We start from the raw sequence: 15,598 nt of genomic DNA on the forward strand, positions 1-15,598 counted from the left end.
CTACGGCCGCCGCCGGGCCGACTCGGCCAAGAAGCTGGCCAGTGCCAGTGCCGCACGGATCGGGCTGGCCACGGTCAGCTGATCAGCAAGATCATTTCCGTTGGCCACGCGGTTGGCCACGAAGGGCTTCCGAGAGCCTTCGACAACAGAAAAACCCCAGCTCAGCTGGGGCCTCTGTGAGTGTCCGAGGGGGGACTTGAACCCCCACGCCCTTAATCGGGCACTAGCACCTCAAGCTAGCGCGTCTGCCATTCCGCCACCCGGACGAGGTGTTTTCCGGGGTCAACGATACCAAGACCGAGCGGGTGGTCTCACCGCGATACCGCGCCCGCCCCTCGCGCGCCCTCGGCGAGGTGGGCGCCGCAGGAGTCGCGGACGACGACGGTGGGCCACAGCTGGGTGCGGTGGACGGGTCGCTCGGCCGAGGGCGTGGCGGAGCGGGCCAGCGCGAGGTCGGCGGCGAGGGCGCCGAGGCGGTGCTTGTCCGGGCGGACGGCGGTCAGCGGTGGGTCGGAGGCGGCGGCGACCTCGTCGTCGTAGGAGACGACGGCGAGCTCGCCCGGGACGGCGATGCCCTGGTCGCGGGCGCGTTCGACCATGCCGACGGCCTCGCGGTCGGAGTGGACCAGCAGGGCGTGGGCGCCTCGCTCGCGGCAGCGGCGGAGCACCGCGTCGTAGGCGACGGCCCAGCCGGGGGCGCCGTAGTGCGGGACGTCGTGGGCGAGGCCGTCGTGCGGGGGCAGGTCGAGGGAGGCGACGGTCTCGCGCCAGCCGGCGCGCAGGGCGCGACTGGTGGGGCTGGTGCGGCTGGTCACCAGGGCGATGAGGCGGTGGCCGAGCGTGACGAGGTGGCGGACGGCGAGTCCCGCGCCGAGCGCGTGGGCGGTGGTGGCGGCGTCGAGGGCGAGGGTGGGGAGTTCGGGCGGGGGCAGCCGTTCGACGAGCACGACGGGCACGGGCAGGGAGCCGAGCCAGCGCAGCAGTTCCACGCCGGCGCTGCCGCCGGTGGCGGGGGCCACCAGGAGCGTGTCGACGCCGCGTTCCAGCAGCTTGCCGACCTGGCGGCGGTCCTCGGCGGCCTCGTAGCGGGAGGCGCGCAGCACCAGCCGACCGCCGGCGGCGGCGACGGTGGCCTGGGCGCCGTGGATGACGTGCGGCCAGTAGTACTCGACGGAGGGGACGACCATCCCGACCAGTGCGCCCGCGGCGCGTCGCGGCCCCGGTCGCTGCGGTGGGTAGGGGAGGGTGACGCCGCCGTGGACGCGGGCGACGAGGCCGCGGTCGGCGAGCGCGGTGACGTCGCGCCGCACGGTGACGGCGGAGACGCCCAGGTGCTGGGCGAGGTCGGCGAGGCGGACGGTGCCGTGGTGGCGGACGGCGGCGAGGATGCGTTCCTGCCGGTCCACGGCGAGCGCACCCTGTGCTGTCGCGCGACCCTCCATCGTCACCTTCGTTTCTGATCGATTCTGATCGTTTTCCTTCAGGCTGATTGACCCCGAACTATCGCACACGTATCAAGTGGCGGGCACCACACCCCACGAGGAGGTGTACGTCATGACGCTTCACCGCTCACGTGCCTGCTCGCGTCGGACGTTCCTGCGAGCCTCGGTCGGCGTCGCGGCGGCCACGGCGGCGGGCGCGTCGCTCACCGGCTGCGGCTCGACGACGACGGCCTCGGGCGCCACGCGGGTCACGGTCTGGTCGTGGATGACGGGCATGGACCAGTACGTCGCCGCCTTCAACGCCGCCCAGAGCGACGTCCACGTCGAACTGAGCGTGATCGCGGCCGGCCTCTCCGGCGGCTACGCGCAGCAGACGAACGCGATCAGGGCGCACAACGCGCCCGACATCCTGCACGTCGAGTACCAGGGTCTGGTCCAGCTCATGGTCAGCGGCGGCCTGCGCGACATCACCGACGACGTCGCCGACCTCGCCGAGGGCTACTCCCCCGCCGCCTGGCAGGGCGTCCGCCCCGGCGGACGCACCTGGGCGGTGCCGATGGACCTCGCCCCGATGGTCCTCTACTACCGCAAGGACCTCCTCGACCGGCACGGCATCCCGGTGCCCCGCACCTGGGAGGAGTTCCGCGAGGCCGCCAGGGCCGTGCGCCGGGCGGACCCCGGCGCCCGCCTCACCACCTTCCCCACCAACGACGGCTCCTTCTTCGCCGGCATGTGCTGGCAGACCGGCGACCCGTGGTGGCGGATCGAGGACGAGACGTGGGTGGTCGACATCGAGGGGGAGGGCACGCTGCGGACGGCCTCGTACTGGCAGGAGATGATCTCCTCCGGCCTGGTCCGCTCCACCCCCACCGGCACCCAGGAGTGGATCGCGGCCATCCACGAGGGCCGGCTGTGGGGCCTGCTCGGCGCCTCCTGGAGCGTCGGCACCCTGGCCAAGTCCGTTCCCGAGGACACCGGCCGCTGGGCCGTGACGACGATGCCGACCTGGGGCGGCGAGCCCGCCAACGGCGTGCAGGGCGGTACCGCGTTCGGCATATCGGAGGAGAGCGCGGTGCCCGAGGCGGCACTGACGTTCCTGCGCTGGCTGAGCACCGACCCCGAGGTGCCGCGCATCGGCGCCACCTTCACCTCCCCCTTCCCCGCCTACCTGCCCAACCGCGCGGTGGCCCGGCGGGTCTACCAGGGCGGCTACTTCCTCGGCGACCCGGTCTACGAGGTCCTCGACGAGGCCGCCGACCGCGTCCCGCCGTGGACCTGGGGCCCCAACGCCCTGGGCCTGTTCTCGACCGTCCGCGACGAGTTCGGCGGCGTCCCGACCGGCGCCACCACCCTCCCCGACGCCGTCCGCCGCGTCCACGCCTCGGCCCTGGACGACATGCGCGACCGGGGCCTCGCCGTGCGCGACGCCTCCACCCACGGGAGCCCGGCATGACCGTCGTCACCCCCGACCCCGCCACCGCGCCCTCCCCCACCACGTCCTCCACCGCCTCCCGCCGCCCCACCGCGCGCGGGCGCCGCTCCCGGCTGGCCGTGGCGGTCCTCGTCGGCCCGTTCACGCTGCTGCTGCTCGGCACCGTCCTCGTGCCCGTCGGCTACGCGCTCTACCTCAGCCTCTTCACCGAGAAGCTCTCGGGCCTCGGCTTCGAGGGCCCCCACGAGGTCTTCGTCTGGCTCGGGAACTACGCCGAGGTCCTCACCGACCCCGCCTTCCTCGACGGCGCCGGGAACGTCGCCGGCTACGCCGCCCTCCACGTCCCCGTCATGCTGGGTGGCGCCCTGCTGCTGGCGCTGCTGCTCGACAGCGCGACGGTCCGCCTGAAGCAGGTCTGGTCGCTGGCCGTCTTCCTGCCGTACGCCGTGCCGGGCGTGATCGGCGGCGTCATCTGGGCCTACCTCTACAGTCCCGACATCGGGCCCCTGGAGGACCTGCTGCCCTACGACCCGCTCGGCAGCGCCGGCATCCTGCCGTCGATCGTGACCATCGCGACCTGGCAGTGGCTCGGGTACAACACGATCATCTTCTACACCGCGCTGCGGACCGTCCCCCGCGAGCTGCTGGAGGCCGCCCGCGTCGACGGCGCGGGCGCGGTGCGGACGGCGCTCGCGGTGAAGGTCCCGCTGATCCGCCCCAGCGTCTTCGTCGCCCTCGTGTTCACCGTGATCGGCTCCCTCCAGCTCTTCACCGAGCCGCTGGTGCTGCGCACCGTCACCGGCTCGGTCAGCAGCACCTGGACGCCGAGCCTGTACGTGTACGAGTCGGCGTTCACCGGCAACGACTACGGCCGGGCCGCCGCCGCGTCGCTGCTGCTGGCCGCGGCCTGCGCCGCGCTGTCGGCCCTCGTCATGCGGCTGGCCACCCGCGGCACCAGGACGCACGGGACCCCCCGGAGGTCACGATGACCGCGACCACACCCACCCCCACCCCCGGCCGCGCGTCCGCGTCCGCCGCCCGTGGTGGCTCCCGCTGGACCTCGCGCGGCGCCGTCTACACCGTGCTCGTGCTCGCCACGCTCTACAGCGTGCTGCCGCTGGTGTGGCTGCTGACCTCCGCCACCAAGTCCGTCGGCGACTTCTCCACCACCTCGGCGTTCGAGTTCGCCGACTGGAACCTCGCGGCCAACATCGACGACCTCCTCGCCGAGGAGGACGGCGTCTTCCTGTCCTGGGTGCGCAACTCGCTGCTCTACGCCGGACTCGGCGCGCTGATCGGCGCCCTGGTCTGCGCCGCCTGCGGCTACGCCATCGCCAAACTCGACTTCCCCGGCCGTCGGCTGCTCTTCGCCGTCACCCTCACCGGCGTCCTCGTCCCCACGACCGCGCTCGCGCTGCCGCTGTACCTCCTGGCGAGCGAGCTGCGGATGGTCGACACCTTCTGGGCCGTCTTCCTGCCGCTGCTGACCAACCCCTTCGGCGTCTACCTCGCCCGCGCCTACGCCGAGGCCGCCGTCCCCGACGAGGTGCTGGAGGCCGCCCGCGTGGACGGCTCCGGGGAGCTGCGGACGTTCCTCACCATCGCCCTGCCGATGATGCGGCCCGGCGTGGTCACGATCCTCCTCTTCCAGTTCGTCGCCATCTGGAACAACTTCTTCCTCCCCCTGGTGATGCTGACCGACCCCGACCTCTTCCCCGTGACCCTCGGCCTCTACCAGTGGAGCACCCGCGTGACGCAGTTCCCGCAGTACAACCCGCTCGTGATCACCGGCTCGCTGCTCGCCGTCGTGCCGCTGGTCGCCGCCTTCGTCGTGCTGCGACGCCAGTGGCGCTCCGGCCTGGCGACGGGCAGCCTGCGGTGACGGCCCCGCCACGTCGCGGGCCGCGCCGGCCGGAGACGATGCTGGTGATGGACGAGGAGGTGCTGCGCACCCAGTTCGGCGCGGCGGAGCTGGCGCGGCTGCGGGCCACCGCCACGCTCGGCGAGCCCCTGGCCGCGCACGAGCTGCGGTCCCGCGCCGTGCGGCGCCGCCTCGCGGAGGTGGAGGTGCTGGTCACCTCCTGGGGCTGCCCCCCGCTGGACGAGGCGGTGCTGGCCGACGCGCCCCGGCTGCGGGCCGTGCTGCACGCCGCCGGCTCCGTCCGCCACCACGTGGGCGAGGCGGTCTTCGCCCGCGGCGCGCTGGTGACCACGGCGGCCGAGGCCAACGCCGAGCCCGTCGCCCACTACACCCTCGCGGCGGTGCTGTGGTCGTTCAAGAAGGCACCGTTCCTCGCGGCCGACGCCCGCCGCCACCGCGCCGACTGGGCCGCGTTCCGCGAGCGGCGGGGCGAGCTGAGCGGGCGCGACCGCACCGTCGCGCTGGTCGGCTTCTCCCGGGTCGGGCGGCGGGTGGCGGCGCTGCTGCGCCAGCTCGACCTGGCGCGGGTCCTCGTGGTCGACCCCGTGGCCGATCCCGCGCGGATCGAGGCGGCCGGCGCCGAGCCCGTCACCCTCGCCGAGGCGCTGCCGCGGGCGGACGTCCTCAGCCTCCACGCGCCGGCGCTGCCCGCGACCCGCCACCTGATCGGCCGCGCCGAGCTGGCCGCGCTGCCGCCGCACGCCGTGCTGGTCAACACCGCCAGGGGCGCGCTCGTGGACACGGCAGCGCTGGAGGAGGCGTGCCTGTCGGGCCGGCTCCACGCCGTCCTCGACGTGACCGAGCCCGAGCCGCTGCCCCCCGAGTCGCCCCTCTACGAGCTGCCGAACGTGGTGCTCACCCCGCACGTCGCCGGCTCGCTCGGCTCCGAGACCCGTCGCATGGCCGACGCGGCCCTGACCGAGCTCGAACGCTACGCCGCCGGCCTGCCGCCGGTGGATCCCGTCACCCCCCAGACCCTGGCGGTACAGGCATGACCACGGACAACACCACGGACGACTCGACGGGCGCGACCGCCGGCACCACCCCGCCGGAGGACCGGCGCCGCTCGCCGTACACCGGCTGGACCCGCCGGCACTGGGAGGAGCTGGCCGACCGGATGCTCGCCGGCCTCGACCGCCACCGCTCCCCCGCGGGCGCCCGCTACGCGCCGCCGGGGCCCGCCAGCCTGTCGGGGCCCGACTCCGACGGGCTGGAGGGCTTCGCCCGCAGCTTCCTCCTGGCCGGCTTCCGCGTCGTCGGCGAACGCGGCGCCGACCCGGCCGGCTGGCTGGAGCGCTACGCCGCCGGCCTGGCCGCCGGCACCGATCCCGGGCACCCCGAGTACTGGCCCCGCCCCGACCTGCTCGGCCAGGCCAAGGTCGAGGCCGCCTCCCTCGCGCTGGTGCTCCAGATGACCCGCCCCTGGCTGTGGGACCTGCTCGACGACGCCGTGCGCGACCGCGTCCTGGCCTGGTTCGGCACCGTCGTCGGCCAGCCCTACCCGCCCAACAACTGGCTGTGGTTCCGCGTCGTCGTGGAGTCCTTCCTGCGCGAGGCGGGCGGGGAGTGGTCGCCCGAGGACGTCGAGGCGGACCTGGCCCTGCACGCCTCGCTGCGCCGCGCCGACGGCTGGCTCACCGACCGCTCGTGCGAACGCGCCTACGACCACTACGCCGGGTGGGCCCTCCACCTCTACCCGCTGCTGTGGACCGAGTTCTTCGACGTCACCGGCACCCTCTGCCCGCCCGCGCTCCGCGCCACCTGGGCGGCGGACCTGGCGCGGTACCTGGACGACGCGGTGCGGATGGTCGGCGCGGACGGCTCGCCGCTGCTCCAGGGCCGCAGCCTGGTCTACCGCTTCGCCGCCGCCGCGCCCCTGTGGGTCGGCGCCCTCGCCGGCGTCGGCGGCCCGGCGCCGGGCCTGACGCGCCGGGCCGCCAGCGGCATGGTCCGCCACTTCGCCCACCACGGCGCGCCGGACGGCGACGGGCTGCTGAGCCTGGGCTGGCACGGGCCGTGGCCCGCGATGCGGCAGACCTACTCGGGGCCCGCCTCGCCGTACTGGGCGTCCAAGGGCATGTTGGGCCTCGCGCTGCCCGCCGACCACCCGGTGTGGACGGCCGTCGAACGGCCGCTGCCGGTGGAGGAGGAGCCGGTGGCGCGGGTCGTCGCCGCGCCGGGGTGGCTGCTCGCCGCGCGGCGGGAGGACGACGTCACGATCGTCCTCAACCACGGCACGGACCACGCCCCGCCGGGCGCCGACTGGGCCGACTCCCCGATCTACGCGCGCCTCGGGTACTCCACCGCGACCGTTCCGCCGCTGACGGGCCCGTCCGTCGCCGACCCGGTGGACAACGCCGTGGTCGTCCTGGACGACCACGGGCGGGCCACGCACCGCTCCGGCTTCGAGACGCTCTACGCCGAGCGGCTGCCGGGCGGCGTCCTGGCCGCCGCCTCCCGTGGCCGGGTCCGCTGGGTGGCCGCCACGCCGCGGGAGCACGACCACGGGTACGGCTACACGGGCGCGGTCACGCCGGGGCCCGTCGTCACCGTCGCCTCGGTGGTGCGTGACGGCGTCGAGGTCCGCCTCGCCCGGGTGGACGCCGGCGGGGACGGCGACGCCGAGGGGAGGTCGGCGGGCGGGCGGGCGGTGCGGATCGGCGGCTGGCCGGTGGCCTCCGACAGCCGCCCGAGCACGGGCCCGGGGGCGCGCGCGACGACCGCCGCGGGCCTGCACTCGCGCCTCGTTCCCCTCCTCGGCCTGGGCGCGGAGGAGGCGGGCGGCGCGGGCGTCACGGTGGAGCGCGACACCAGCCCGCTCGGGGCGTGGACCGCGATCCCGTGGCTGGCGACGACGGGCCCGCTGCCGCTGGGCGAGGTCCTCGCGGCGGCCGTCGTGCTGACCCGCTCCCCCCGGGCGGCCGACGCCGCCGACCCCGCCGTCACCGTCGCCGTCGGCGGGCGAACCGGCGAGGGCGACGGCCACGGCGACGGCGACGGCGCGGCGACGGTGGTGGTGACCTGGTCCGACGGCCTGACCACCGAGGTGTCCCTGCCTCCGGCGGCCTGAGCCGCCCGGGGGCAGGGACACCCTCACCCCCTCACCGAGGGCGCTACGTCACGGGGATGGTCGGGTCCCAGCCCTCGGGCAGCGCGGCCGGCACCGCCTCCCGCGGCAGCGGCGGAACGGCACGGAACGCGCGCCCCTGGGCGGAGTCCGCGATCGCCGCCATCGTCTCCAGCACGTGCAGCGCGAGCGCGCCGGAGGCGCGGTGCGGCCCGCCGCCCCGCAGCGTCCGCGCCATGTCCAGCACGCCGAGGCCCCGCCCCGCGGTGGTCCCGGCCACGGGCAGCTCCCGCCACTCGTCCGAGCCGTTGGCCCGCACCCGCAGCGGGCCCTCGAAGGTGTTCGGGTCGGGCACGGCGAGGGTGCCCTCGCTGCCGGTGACCTCGAAGGCGATCCGGCCGACCGCCGAGTCGAAGCTGAAGACCGACTGGGCGACCGGTCCCGAGGCGAACTCCAGCAGCGCCGTCACGTGCGTCGCCACCGCGACGGGGAAGACCTCCCCCGCACGCGGCCCGCTGCCGGTCACGCGCTCCTCCCGCGCCCGCGTCGCGGTGGCCGCCACGGTGGCGACGGGCCCGAAGAGCGCCACCAGCGCGGTGAGGTAGTACGGGCCGAGGTCGTACAGCGGCCCGCCGCCCGGCTGGTAGAAGAACGCGGGGTCGGGGTGCCAGCCCTCTGGGCCCAGGCTCTGCACGGCCGTGGTCGCGGCCACCGGCGTGCCGATCACACCGGCGCGCACGGCCCGCAGCGCCGACTGGATCCCGGCGCCGAGGAACGTGTCGGGCGCGTTGCCGACGAGCAGGCCGCGGGCCGCCGCCTCGGCCAGCAGCGCCTGGCCCTCCTCGGGCGTGGTGGTGATCGGCTTCTCCCCGTACACGTGCTTCCCGGCGCGCAGCGCCGCCGAGGCGACGGCCGCGTGGGCGGCGGGCACGGTGAGGTTGACGACGATCTCGACCTCCGGGATCGCGAGCACGGTGGGGACGTCGCCCGCGACCGGCACGCCGTGCTCGTGGGCCGCGGCCTTGGCCCGGGTGACGTCGAGGTCGGCCACGCCCAGCACGGCGATGTCGGGGAAGCCGCGCAGGGTTCGCAGGTACGCCCCGCTGATCACGCCCGCCCCGACGACGGCCACGCCGACCGGCCCGCCGCGCCTCGCCGCTCCCGCTCCGCTCACCGCGTCCGTTCCCTTCGCCGTGTTCGCTCCGCTCGTTGTGCTCGTCACGCGGCCACCAGTTCGCTCAGGTAGACGTAGGAGTCGGCGAGCGCGTCGAACAGGTCGGTCGCGCAGGAGTCGAGCTCCGCCACCCACTGGGCCTCGGGCGGGGCGGCGCCGAGTATCTCGGGCACGGGCATGGCGCCCGCGCCGACGGCCACCTGCGGCGCGGTGGTGCTGCCCCGCCCGGCGGGGCCGTCCTTGACGTGCAGGGACACCACGCGCTGTCCGAGGCGGCGCAGCAGCGCCGGCACGTCCGCCCCGCCGACGGCGGCCCAGTACGTGTCGACCTGGAGCACCACCTCGGGCGCGAGGAGTTCGGCGAGGACCTCCAGCGCGTGGCGGTCCTCTATCAACGGCTCCAGCTCCCACCAGTGGTTGTGGTAGCCGAGCCGGATGCCGGCCCGGGCGGCGTGCTCGGCGAGGCCGTTGAGAAGGTCGGCGACGCGGGCGAGTCCGTCGCGGGTGGTGAACTCCTCGGCGGGGATGCCGGCCGGCACGATGGCCAGGCCGCTGCCGAGGGTGGCGACGGCGTCGAGGACGGCGGCCGGGTCGCCGTCGAGCAGCTGGATGGCGTGGACGCTGGTGACGGTCAGCCCCAACGCGTCGGCGGTGCGCCGGAATCCGGTGGGGTCGTTGGTGGGGTCGAACGGCTCCACGGTGGTGAAGCCGATGTCGGCGACGCGGGCGAGCGTCGCGTCGCGGTCGTCGGCGAGCGCGGTGCGGACGGTGTAGAGCTGGACGCCCAGGGGCGGCGCCTTGGCCATGGTCGTTCCTTCCCGTCTTCGTCACGAGGTGCAGGAGATCCGAGAAGGACGATGACCGCCTTTGTTGACTTAGGCAACAGGGCCCGCAGCAGGCACGACGTGCTCATCCATCCCCGCGGTGTGCGAAGGCATCGCGGGGCGCGCCGCGGGCGACGCCTCAGACCGCGCGCAGCGCGCGCGGGCGGCGGCCGGTGAGCTCGTCGAGCGCGGCGGCCGTGGCGTCGTCGGCGGGGAGGTAGGTGACCAGCCGCTGGTCGTCCTCGGGGAGCGTCAACATCTCGTAGGCCAGGCGCAGTTCGCCCGCCTCCGGGTGGCGCAGGCGGGTGACCCCGCTGGAGCGCAGCGGTCCGACGAGGGTGACGATCCGGTCGGTGAAGGCCGCCCCCGCCGTCACCGTCAGCTCGTCGGCCAGCTCCGCGACCTCCCGGTCGCTGCCGTAGGGACCCTCCTTGAGGAGGGCGACCTGCTCGTCGGCGACGTGGTCCCAGTCGGGGTAGGCGACGCGGGCCCGCGGGTCGGAGAGGACGAAGCGGACCAGGTTCGGCCGGTCGCCGTCGAGCAGGCCGACCGGCTCGGCCAGCGCCCGCAGCCCCGCGGTGTGGGCGAGGACGTCGCCCAGGCGGTTGAGGACGACGGCGGGGGTGGGCTCCAGCCGGGCCAGCAGCTCGCGCACGACGGGCCGCACGCTGCGGGTCGGGGGCGCGCCCGCGCCCGGACCCGTGCAGCTGAACCCGTCGTCGGCCGTCGCGATGCGGTACAGGTACACCCGCTCCGTCAGGGGCAGCCGCAGCGCGTCGGCCAGGCCGGCGAGCACCGCGGCGGAGGGCCGGCGGTCGCGGCCCTGTTCGAGGCGGGTCAGGTACTCCACGCTGACGCCCGCGAGCATGGCCAGCTCCGAGCGGCGCAGGCCGGGGGTGCGGCGCCGTGAACCGGCGGGCAGCCCCACCTGGGCGGGCGTCACGGCCTCGCGGCGCGACCGCAGGAAGATGCCGAGTTCGTTGGCGGTGCACACCCCTCGAACGTAACAGGCCCGGCACGCCGCATCGTGGCCCTGTCACTACCACCCTTGGCCCGGTCTCCCTCGCCCTCGCTTCCGGGGCGACGGTGGAGTCCGTCGGCACGGCGCCGACGTTCGTTTCCGCAGTGGACCGTGAAAGGTGACCCATGTCCGACAACGCACCCCTGAAGCTCGCGGTGATCCTGGCCAGCGTCCGCGAGGGCCGCTTCGGCCCCGTCGTCGCCCGGTGGTACACCGACCGGCTCGCGGGGGACGCCCGGTTCGAGGTGGACGTGATCGACCTGGCGCGGGAGTCGCTGCCGCTGGCGCTGCCGGCCGAGTCACCGAAGATGGCGGGCGACGCCTACCGGCGCCCGCCGGAGATGGCGGAGCTCACGCGGCGGCTGGAGGCCGCCGACGCGTTCGTCGTGATCACTCCCGAGTACAACCGCAGCTTCCCCGCGGCGCTGAAGTCCGCCATCGACTGGCACTTCACGCAGTGGCAGGCCAAGCCGGTCGGATTCGTCGGCTACAGCGGGATGAGCGGGGCCCTGCTCGCGATCGAGCAGCTGAAGCAGGTCTTCGGGGAGCTCTACGCGCACCCGGTGCGCAACGGCGTCATCTTCCCCCGCTACTACCTGCTGTTCGACGGTGAGGGGAACCTGAAGGAGCCGGAGGAGGCCAACGAGGCGGCCGGGCTGATGCTGGAGGAGCTGGCCTGGTGGGGCACGGCGCTGCGGACGGCTCGCGGCGTGCGGCCCCTGGCGGGGGTCTGAGCCGGCGCCGGGGCGGGTGGCGGCCGGGCGGCGCGGGGGCGGGCGAGCGGGGCGGCGTGTCGGGCCGACGTGTCAGGGCCGGTAGTAGATGTCGCCGTCACGGGTGCGGACCAGCAGGCCCGCCTCCACGAGGTAGCGGCGCAGCGCCGCGTGGTCGTCGTGGACGGTCTTCAGGGCCTCGTTGACCTCGGGCTCGGAGTAGGCGAGGTCGGGGTCGAACAGGGTCTGCGCCAGGTGCGTCAGCAGCTGCTCGCGACGGGCCGTCTTCCGGGGGATCGCCACCAGGCGGCCCTTCACGAACAGCGCCGACACGTCGTGGGACGTCGTCATGGCTGGGGAGCCTCGCACACGGGCGGGGACCCGGCAACGGGATTAGCGCCGCCGCCGTCGGTGCCGTTGCCGCCGCCCACCGCGCCGTTGTCGCGGCCGGCGACCGTGGCGCCGAACTGCGCGGCCTGGATGCCGTACAGCTCGCGGAAGTGGCCTCCCGGCCGGGCGAGCAGCTCCGCCGGTCCGCCGGACTCGATCAGCCGCCCCTGCCGCAGCACGTGGACGAGGTCGGCGTGGCGGACCGAGGCCATGCGGTGGGTGATGAGGATGACGGTCTGCCCGCCCGCCGCCAGCGCGCGGATCTGGTCGAAGACCCGCTGCTCCTCCCTGGCGTCGAGCGCGGCCGTCGGCTCGTCCACGATCAGGATGCCTGCGTTCCGGTAGTGGGCGCGGGCGATGCCGATGCGCTGCCACTGTCCGCCGCTGAGCTGGTGCCCGCCCTGGTACCCCCGGGCCAGGAGGGTGTCCCAGCCGCGCGGCAGGGCGCCGACGACCTCGTCGGCTCCCGCCTGCCGCGCGGCCGCGTCGAGCCGCTCCTCGCTGATCGGCCGCGTCGGCTCGCCGATCGCGACGTTGACGCGGGCGGTGAAGCGCCAGCGGTTGAAGTCCTGGGCGACCATGGCGATGCGGCTGAACAGCTCCTGCCGGTCGGCGACGTCGGTGGGGACGTCGTCGTAGCGGACGCAGCCCTGGTCGGGCAGGTAGAGCCCGGCGAGCAGCTTCACCAGGGTCGTCTTCCCGGAGCCGTTCTCCCCCACCAGGGCGGTGATCCGCCCGGTGGGGATCGTCAACGTCACCCCGTCGAGTGCGGGCGGCGCCGCCGGCTCCGCCCCGGGGTAGCGGAACGTCACCTCGTCGAAGTGGATGGCGCGCACCGTCTCGGGCAGTGGCCGGCCGCCCTCGGGGATCGCCGACTCCCTGCCCTGGCGGCACACCCGGTCGAGGTCGGCCACGAACAGGCTCTCGTCGTACAGCTCGTTGATCGCGTGCACCATGCCGCTGAGGTTCGCCGATCCGGTGCGGATCGCGACGACGGCCGTGCCGGCCACCGCCATCCCCATCGCCCCGTTCCACGCCAGGGCCCCGAGCGTGAGGTAGGTGGCGACGGTCGCCACCCCCGTCCACGCCGAGGCCCACAGCCGGGTGCGGGCGTCGAGCCGCGCCAGCCGCGTCTGCTCGGTCTCCGAACTGGCCGACATCGCGCGGAAGTGCCGCAGCAGGAACGGCCCCACCTGGTGCGCGCGGATCTCGGCCGCCGTCTCGGCCTCGGTCAGCTCGCTGCTGATGACGCGGCTGGCGCGGCGGTGCTGCACCCAGGTCTGGAACGACTCGTAGCGGCGGCGGGCGATGACGAGGGTGCCCCACATGCTGGGCAGCGTCATCAGGAGAAGCAGCGGCAGCAGCACGGGGTGCAGGACCGCGAGCACGCTGGCGGACGCGAGGAGCGTGAGCAGCGCGTTCACGACGCGGACGCTGTAGGGGATCATGCGGCGGGCGGAGACCGCGCCGAACTGGGCGGTGTCCAGGAGCCGGTGGAACTCGTCGTCCTCCATGGCCGCGAGCTCCACCCGCCACGCCTGGTCGAGGTACCGCTCGGTCGCGACACGCTCCACCTTCGGCTCCAGGCGGCCCAGACCGTACGTGGAGGCGGCGGAGAGGACGGCGGCGACGAGCGCGGTGACGGCGACGACCGCGAGCGCGGGCAACGCGTCCCGCAGCCGCTCGGACGCCTCGCCGCCGGCCAGCAGCGCCTCCAGCACGGCGTTGACCGCCACCAGCCCGACCGCCTGCGCCAGCCCGCGCCCGACCTCGGCCCCGGCGAGGATCCGCAGCGCGACGGCGTCCGCCTGCCGCGCGAGCCGCATCGCGGTGAGCACCAGCCTCGGCATCACGCGCAGCATCGAGCCGAGGCCGAGCCGGACGAAGGCGCCCTCGTGGGTGCTCCAGCCGGAGTCGTAGAGGAGCGGGCCGCCGAAGAGGAGTTGCTCGGAACGGGAGACGTGGTCGGAACTGCTGTCCTGCCCGGTGTCGCTCGCATCGCTCACACCAGGAACGTGCCTCGTCGAAGAAATGTGTATGCGCAGCGTGATCACATGCGCCCCGGCTCTCGATCCCTTCCGGCCGGGCCCGGGGCGGGAACGGCACGAGCCCGGCCGGAAGGGGACCGGCCGGGCTCGGAGCGGGACGTGGCGTCAGTCCTGCCGCAGGTGCGCGACGAACGTCTTCCAGGCGGCCGGGGCCACCTCGACGACAGGGGCGTGCCCAGTCTTGGTGTCGGCCACGGCGACCACCGGGGGAACCGCGGCGACGGCGACGCAGTCGTTGATGCTGTAGGACGACGTGGTGAAGGCGGCCGCGACCGCCACACAGTCGTCGTTGCTCATGGTCGAGGTACGGAACGGAACGCCGTGGTGTGTGGGGACATGAGTGGTCATCGGTCTCAGGCTCCAAGGACTTCGGCGATGTAACTGCGCGACTCGGTGAGTCCCATGGAGGCGCTCACCAGGTCCGCCCAGGCTGATCGGACCCGCGCGAGGTCGTCGATCCGCGACGTGTACGTTCCGCCAGCCGGGTTCTCCATGTACGCGCAGGCAGGGGTACTCCTGTTCTCAGTCTCCCCGGTCTCACTCTCGGGGAACGCCCACAGGAAGAGGTGCGCGGTGAACAGCGGGGGCGGGGTGGCGAAGGGAAGGATCATCACGCGGATCCCCGGCTGGGTGTCGATGAGGCGCAGCAGGTACTCAAGCTGCCGGGCGTGAGCCTCGGTCTCGATCTCGTGCATGATCGCCTGCTGCCCGATGACGAAGATTCCCGTCAGGCGATCCGCGGCCAGCTGATCGAGAAAGGCCTGGGTCCGCGCCGAGCGCATCAGGACCCAGCGGCGCAACTCCGACTCGGACAGACGAGGGTACGCGGCCCTCGTCGCGGCCAGGGCGTACGAGGGGTGTTGGAGAAGCCCGGGCACGTACAGGACGTTGTACGAACGGATGACGCAGGCGTGTGCGTCGAGACACGTCAGGCGCTCGATGTTCGGCACGCCGTACTCGGTCGCCTCGACCCGGCCCGCTCCCCACTGATCGTTGCTCCGCAGCTCCCAGATCAGTCGCTCCACCGCATCCATGGCCCAACTCCCTCGTCCGCGCCGGATGGTGAGACTTCCCACGTTATCGACCATCCGATACAGACACCCCAAACATCACTCCATCGGGTGATTAGCCCTCGCCACGCCCGTCGGCGATGAGTTTCCCGGCGAGGCCGAGTCTGCCCTCGCGAAGCGACCCTGTGGAGGAGAGAGGTGTGGGTGTCGTGGCCGTTGACCTCTTCGCCGGGATTCCCGTGGCGGACTACAGATCCGCGCTGGCCTGGTACGAGCGGCTGTTCGGCTCGCCGCCGGCTTTCGTGCCGAACGACAGTGAGGCGGTGTGGGAGCTGGCCGAGCACCGGTATGTCTACGTCGAGCACAGCCCCGAGCGCGCGGGGCACGCGATGCACACCGTCTTCGTCGACGACTTCGACGCCCGGCTCGCGGCGATCGCCGGGCGCGGACTGGAGCCGGCGATGCGGGAGACGTACGAGAACGGGGTGCGGAAGGCGATCTTCCACGACCCCGACGGGAACGAGATCGGCTTCGGCGGCGCGCCGACCTGACAGCA

16 protein-coding genes and 1 tRNA gene are annotated in these 15,598 nt (G+C 74.3%); 7 read left to right on the plus strand and 10 right to left on the minus strand.

Going from position 1 to position 15,598, the window contains the following annotated elements; genetic code table 11:
• Window positions 1–181: 181 nt before the first annotated feature.
• From ACTWP5_RS17895 to ACTWP5_RS17905, 3 genes are all read right to left on the minus strand, one after another.
• Window positions 182–266: transfer RNA gene (locus tag ACTWP5_RS17895), tRNA-Leu, on the minus strand.
• 45 nt (window positions 267–311) lie between these two features.
• Complete coding sequence (locus ACTWP5_RS17900) at window positions 312–1,442, minus strand: substrate-binding domain-containing protein (protein ID WP_443221982.1); 1,131 nt, start codon at window positions 1,440–1,442, stop codon at window positions 312–314.
• Between the two features lie 120 nt (window positions 1,443–1,562).
• Complete coding sequence (locus tag ACTWP5_RS17905; RefSeq protein WP_443221983.1) at window positions 1,563–1,718, minus strand: hypothetical protein; 156 nt, start codon at window positions 1,716–1,718, stop codon at window positions 1,563–1,565.
• Between ACTWP5_RS17905 and ACTWP5_RS17910 the strand changes: the two genes are divergently transcribed.
• Genes ACTWP5_RS17910 through ACTWP5_RS17930 form a run of 5 tightly spaced genes read left to right on the plus strand, consistent with a single transcriptional unit; the run spans window position 1,717 to window position 7,865 of the window.
• The gene (locus tag ACTWP5_RS17910; RefSeq protein WP_443221984.1) at window positions 1,717–2,895 is read left to right on the plus strand and encodes an ABC transporter substrate-binding protein; all 1,179 of its coding nucleotides are present in this window, start codon (window positions 1,717–1,719) and stop codon (window positions 2,893–2,895) included. The genes ACTWP5_RS17905 and ACTWP5_RS17910 overlap by 2 nt on opposite strands.
• Window positions 2,892–3,863: a carbohydrate ABC transporter permease gene (locus ACTWP5_RS17915; RefSeq protein WP_443221985.1), complete on the plus strand. Its 972-nt coding sequence runs from the start codon at window positions 2,892–2,894 to the stop codon at window positions 3,861–3,863. Before ACTWP5_RS17910 ends, ACTWP5_RS17915 begins: the two co-directional genes overlap by 4 nt.
• Window positions 3,860–4,756: a carbohydrate ABC transporter permease gene (locus tag ACTWP5_RS17920; protein WP_443221986.1), complete on the plus strand. Its 897-nt coding sequence runs from the start codon at window positions 3,860–3,862 to the stop codon at window positions 4,754–4,756. The genes ACTWP5_RS17915 and ACTWP5_RS17920 overlap by 4 nt, the downstream gene beginning before the upstream one ends.
• 47 nt (window positions 4,757–4,803) lie before the next feature.
• The gene (locus ACTWP5_RS17925; RefSeq protein ID WP_443221987.1) at window positions 4,804–5,790 is read left to right on the plus strand and encodes a hydroxyacid dehydrogenase; all 987 of its coding nucleotides are present in this window, start codon (window positions 4,804–4,806) and stop codon (window positions 5,788–5,790) included.
• Entirely contained in the window at window positions 5,787–7,865 is a 2,079-nt protein-coding gene (locus tag ACTWP5_RS17930) for a DUF2264 domain-containing protein (RefSeq protein WP_443221988.1), read from the plus strand. Before ACTWP5_RS17925 ends, ACTWP5_RS17930 begins: the two co-directional genes overlap by 4 nt.
• A 43-nt stretch (window positions 7,866–7,908) precedes the next feature.
• Here ACTWP5_RS17930 and ACTWP5_RS17935 read toward each other — a convergent pair whose 3' ends face one another.
• The 3 genes from ACTWP5_RS17935 to ACTWP5_RS17945 form a co-directional block, all read right to left on the minus strand.
• Window positions 7,909–9,036, minus strand: a complete 1,128-nt coding sequence (locus ACTWP5_RS17935; protein WP_443221989.1) for a Gfo/Idh/MocA family protein — start codon at window positions 9,034–9,036, stop codon at window positions 7,909–7,911.
• A gap of 44 nt (window positions 9,037–9,080) precedes the next feature.
• Entirely contained in the window at window positions 9,081–9,842 is a 762-nt protein-coding gene (locus ACTWP5_RS17940) for a sugar phosphate isomerase/epimerase family protein (protein ID WP_443221990.1), read from the minus strand.
• A 157-nt stretch (window positions 9,843–9,999) separates the two neighbouring features.
• Window positions 10,000–10,854 carry a helix-turn-helix domain-containing protein gene (locus ACTWP5_RS17945; RefSeq protein ID WP_443221991.1) on the minus strand — a complete coding sequence of 285 codons (855 nt, stop codon included), beginning with the start codon at window positions 10,852–10,854 and terminating at the stop codon, window positions 10,000–10,002.
• Between the two features lie 152 nt (window positions 10,855–11,006).
• Between ACTWP5_RS17945 and ACTWP5_RS17950 the strand changes: the two genes are divergently transcribed.
• Window positions 11,007–11,615, plus strand: coding sequence for an NADPH-dependent FMN reductase (locus tag ACTWP5_RS17950; protein ID WP_443221992.1), 609 nt, complete (start codon window positions 11,007–11,009; stop codon window positions 11,613–11,615).
• A 72-nt stretch (window positions 11,616–11,687) separates the two neighbouring features.
• Here ACTWP5_RS17950 and ACTWP5_RS17955 read toward each other — a convergent pair whose 3' ends face one another.
• The 4 genes from ACTWP5_RS17955 to ACTWP5_RS17970 form a co-directional block, all read right to left on the minus strand.
• Window positions 11,688–11,945, minus strand: coding sequence for a DUF2087 domain-containing protein (locus tag ACTWP5_RS17955; RefSeq protein ID WP_443221993.1), 258 nt, complete (start codon window positions 11,943–11,945; stop codon window positions 11,688–11,690).
• Window positions 11,942–13,990, minus strand: coding sequence for an ABC transporter ATP-binding protein (locus ACTWP5_RS17960; protein WP_443221994.1), 2,049 nt, complete (start codon window positions 13,988–13,990; stop codon window positions 11,942–11,944). Before ACTWP5_RS17960 ends, ACTWP5_RS17955 begins: the two co-directional genes overlap by 4 nt.
• Before the next feature lie 147 nt (window positions 13,991–14,137).
• Entirely contained in the window at window positions 14,138–14,380 is a 243-nt protein-coding gene (locus tag ACTWP5_RS17965; protein WP_443221995.1) for a DUF397 domain-containing protein, read from the minus strand.
• A gap of 5 nt (window positions 14,381–14,385) precedes the next feature.
• On the minus strand, window positions 14,386–15,066 hold the full coding sequence (locus ACTWP5_RS17970) for a DUF5753 domain-containing protein (RefSeq protein ID WP_443221996.1): 681 nt from the start codon (window positions 15,064–15,066) through the stop codon (window positions 14,386–14,388).
• A gap of 185 nt (window positions 15,067–15,251) precedes the next feature.
• On the opposite strand from ACTWP5_RS17970, the gene ACTWP5_RS17975 reads away from it, so the two are divergent.
• Window positions 15,252–15,593: a VOC family protein gene (locus ACTWP5_RS17975; RefSeq protein WP_443221997.1), complete on the plus strand. Its 342-nt coding sequence runs from the start codon at window positions 15,252–15,254 to the stop codon at window positions 15,591–15,593.
• Window positions 15,594–15,598: the final 5 nt, after the last annotated feature.

This window comes from Streptomyces sp. 4N509B, assembly GCF_052245655.1.
Lineage (GTDB): Bacteria > Actinomycetota > Actinomycetes > Streptomycetales > Streptomycetaceae > Streptomyces.

Bases quoted from the DNA above. Each gene is read 5' to 3' on its own strand.
- ACTWP5_RS17900 (WP_443221982.1), bottom strand. From the start codon at position 1,442: ATGGAGGGTCGCGCGACAGCACAGGGTGCGCTCGCCGTGGACCGGCAG.
- ACTWP5_RS17920 (WP_443221986.1), top strand. From the start codon at position 3,860: ATGACCGCGACCACACCCACCCCCACCCCCGGCCGCGCGTCCGCGTCC.
- ACTWP5_RS17950 (WP_443221992.1), top strand. From the start codon at position 11,007: ATGTCCGACAACGCACCCCTGAAGCTCGCGGTGATCCTGGCCAGCGTC.
- ACTWP5_RS17940 (WP_443221990.1), bottom strand. From the start codon at position 9,842: ATGGCCAAGGCGCCGCCCCTGGGCGTCCAGCTCTACACCGTCCGCACC.
- ACTWP5_RS17925 (WP_443221987.1), top strand. From the start codon at position 4,804: ATGGACGAGGAGGTGCTGCGCACCCAGTTCGGCGCGGCGGAGCTGGCG.
- ACTWP5_RS17905 (WP_443221983.1), bottom strand. From the start codon at position 1,718: ATGCCCGTCATCCACGACCAGACCGTGACCCGCGTGGCGCCCGAGGCC.
- ACTWP5_RS17970 (WP_443221996.1), bottom strand. From the start codon at position 15,066: ATGGATGCGGTGGAGCGACTGATCTGGGAGCTGCGGAGCAACGATCAG.
- ACTWP5_RS17910 (WP_443221984.1), top strand. From the start codon at position 1,717: ATGGACCAGTACGTCGCCGCCTTCAACGCCGCCCAGAGCGACGTCCAC.
- ACTWP5_RS17915 (WP_443221985.1), top strand. From the start codon at position 2,892: ATGACCGTCGTCACCCCCGACCCCGCCACCGCGCCCTCCCCCACCACG.
- ACTWP5_RS17965 (WP_443221995.1), bottom strand. From the start codon at position 14,380: ATGACCACTCATGTCCCCACACACCACGGCGTTCCGTTCCGTACCTCG.
- ACTWP5_RS17955 (WP_443221993.1), bottom strand. From the start codon at position 11,945: ATGACGACGTCCCACGACGTGTCGGCGCTGTTCGTGAAGGGCCGCCTG.
- ACTWP5_RS17930 (WP_443221988.1), top strand. From the start codon at position 5,787: ATGACCACGGACAACACCACGGACGACTCGACGGGCGCGACCGCCGGC.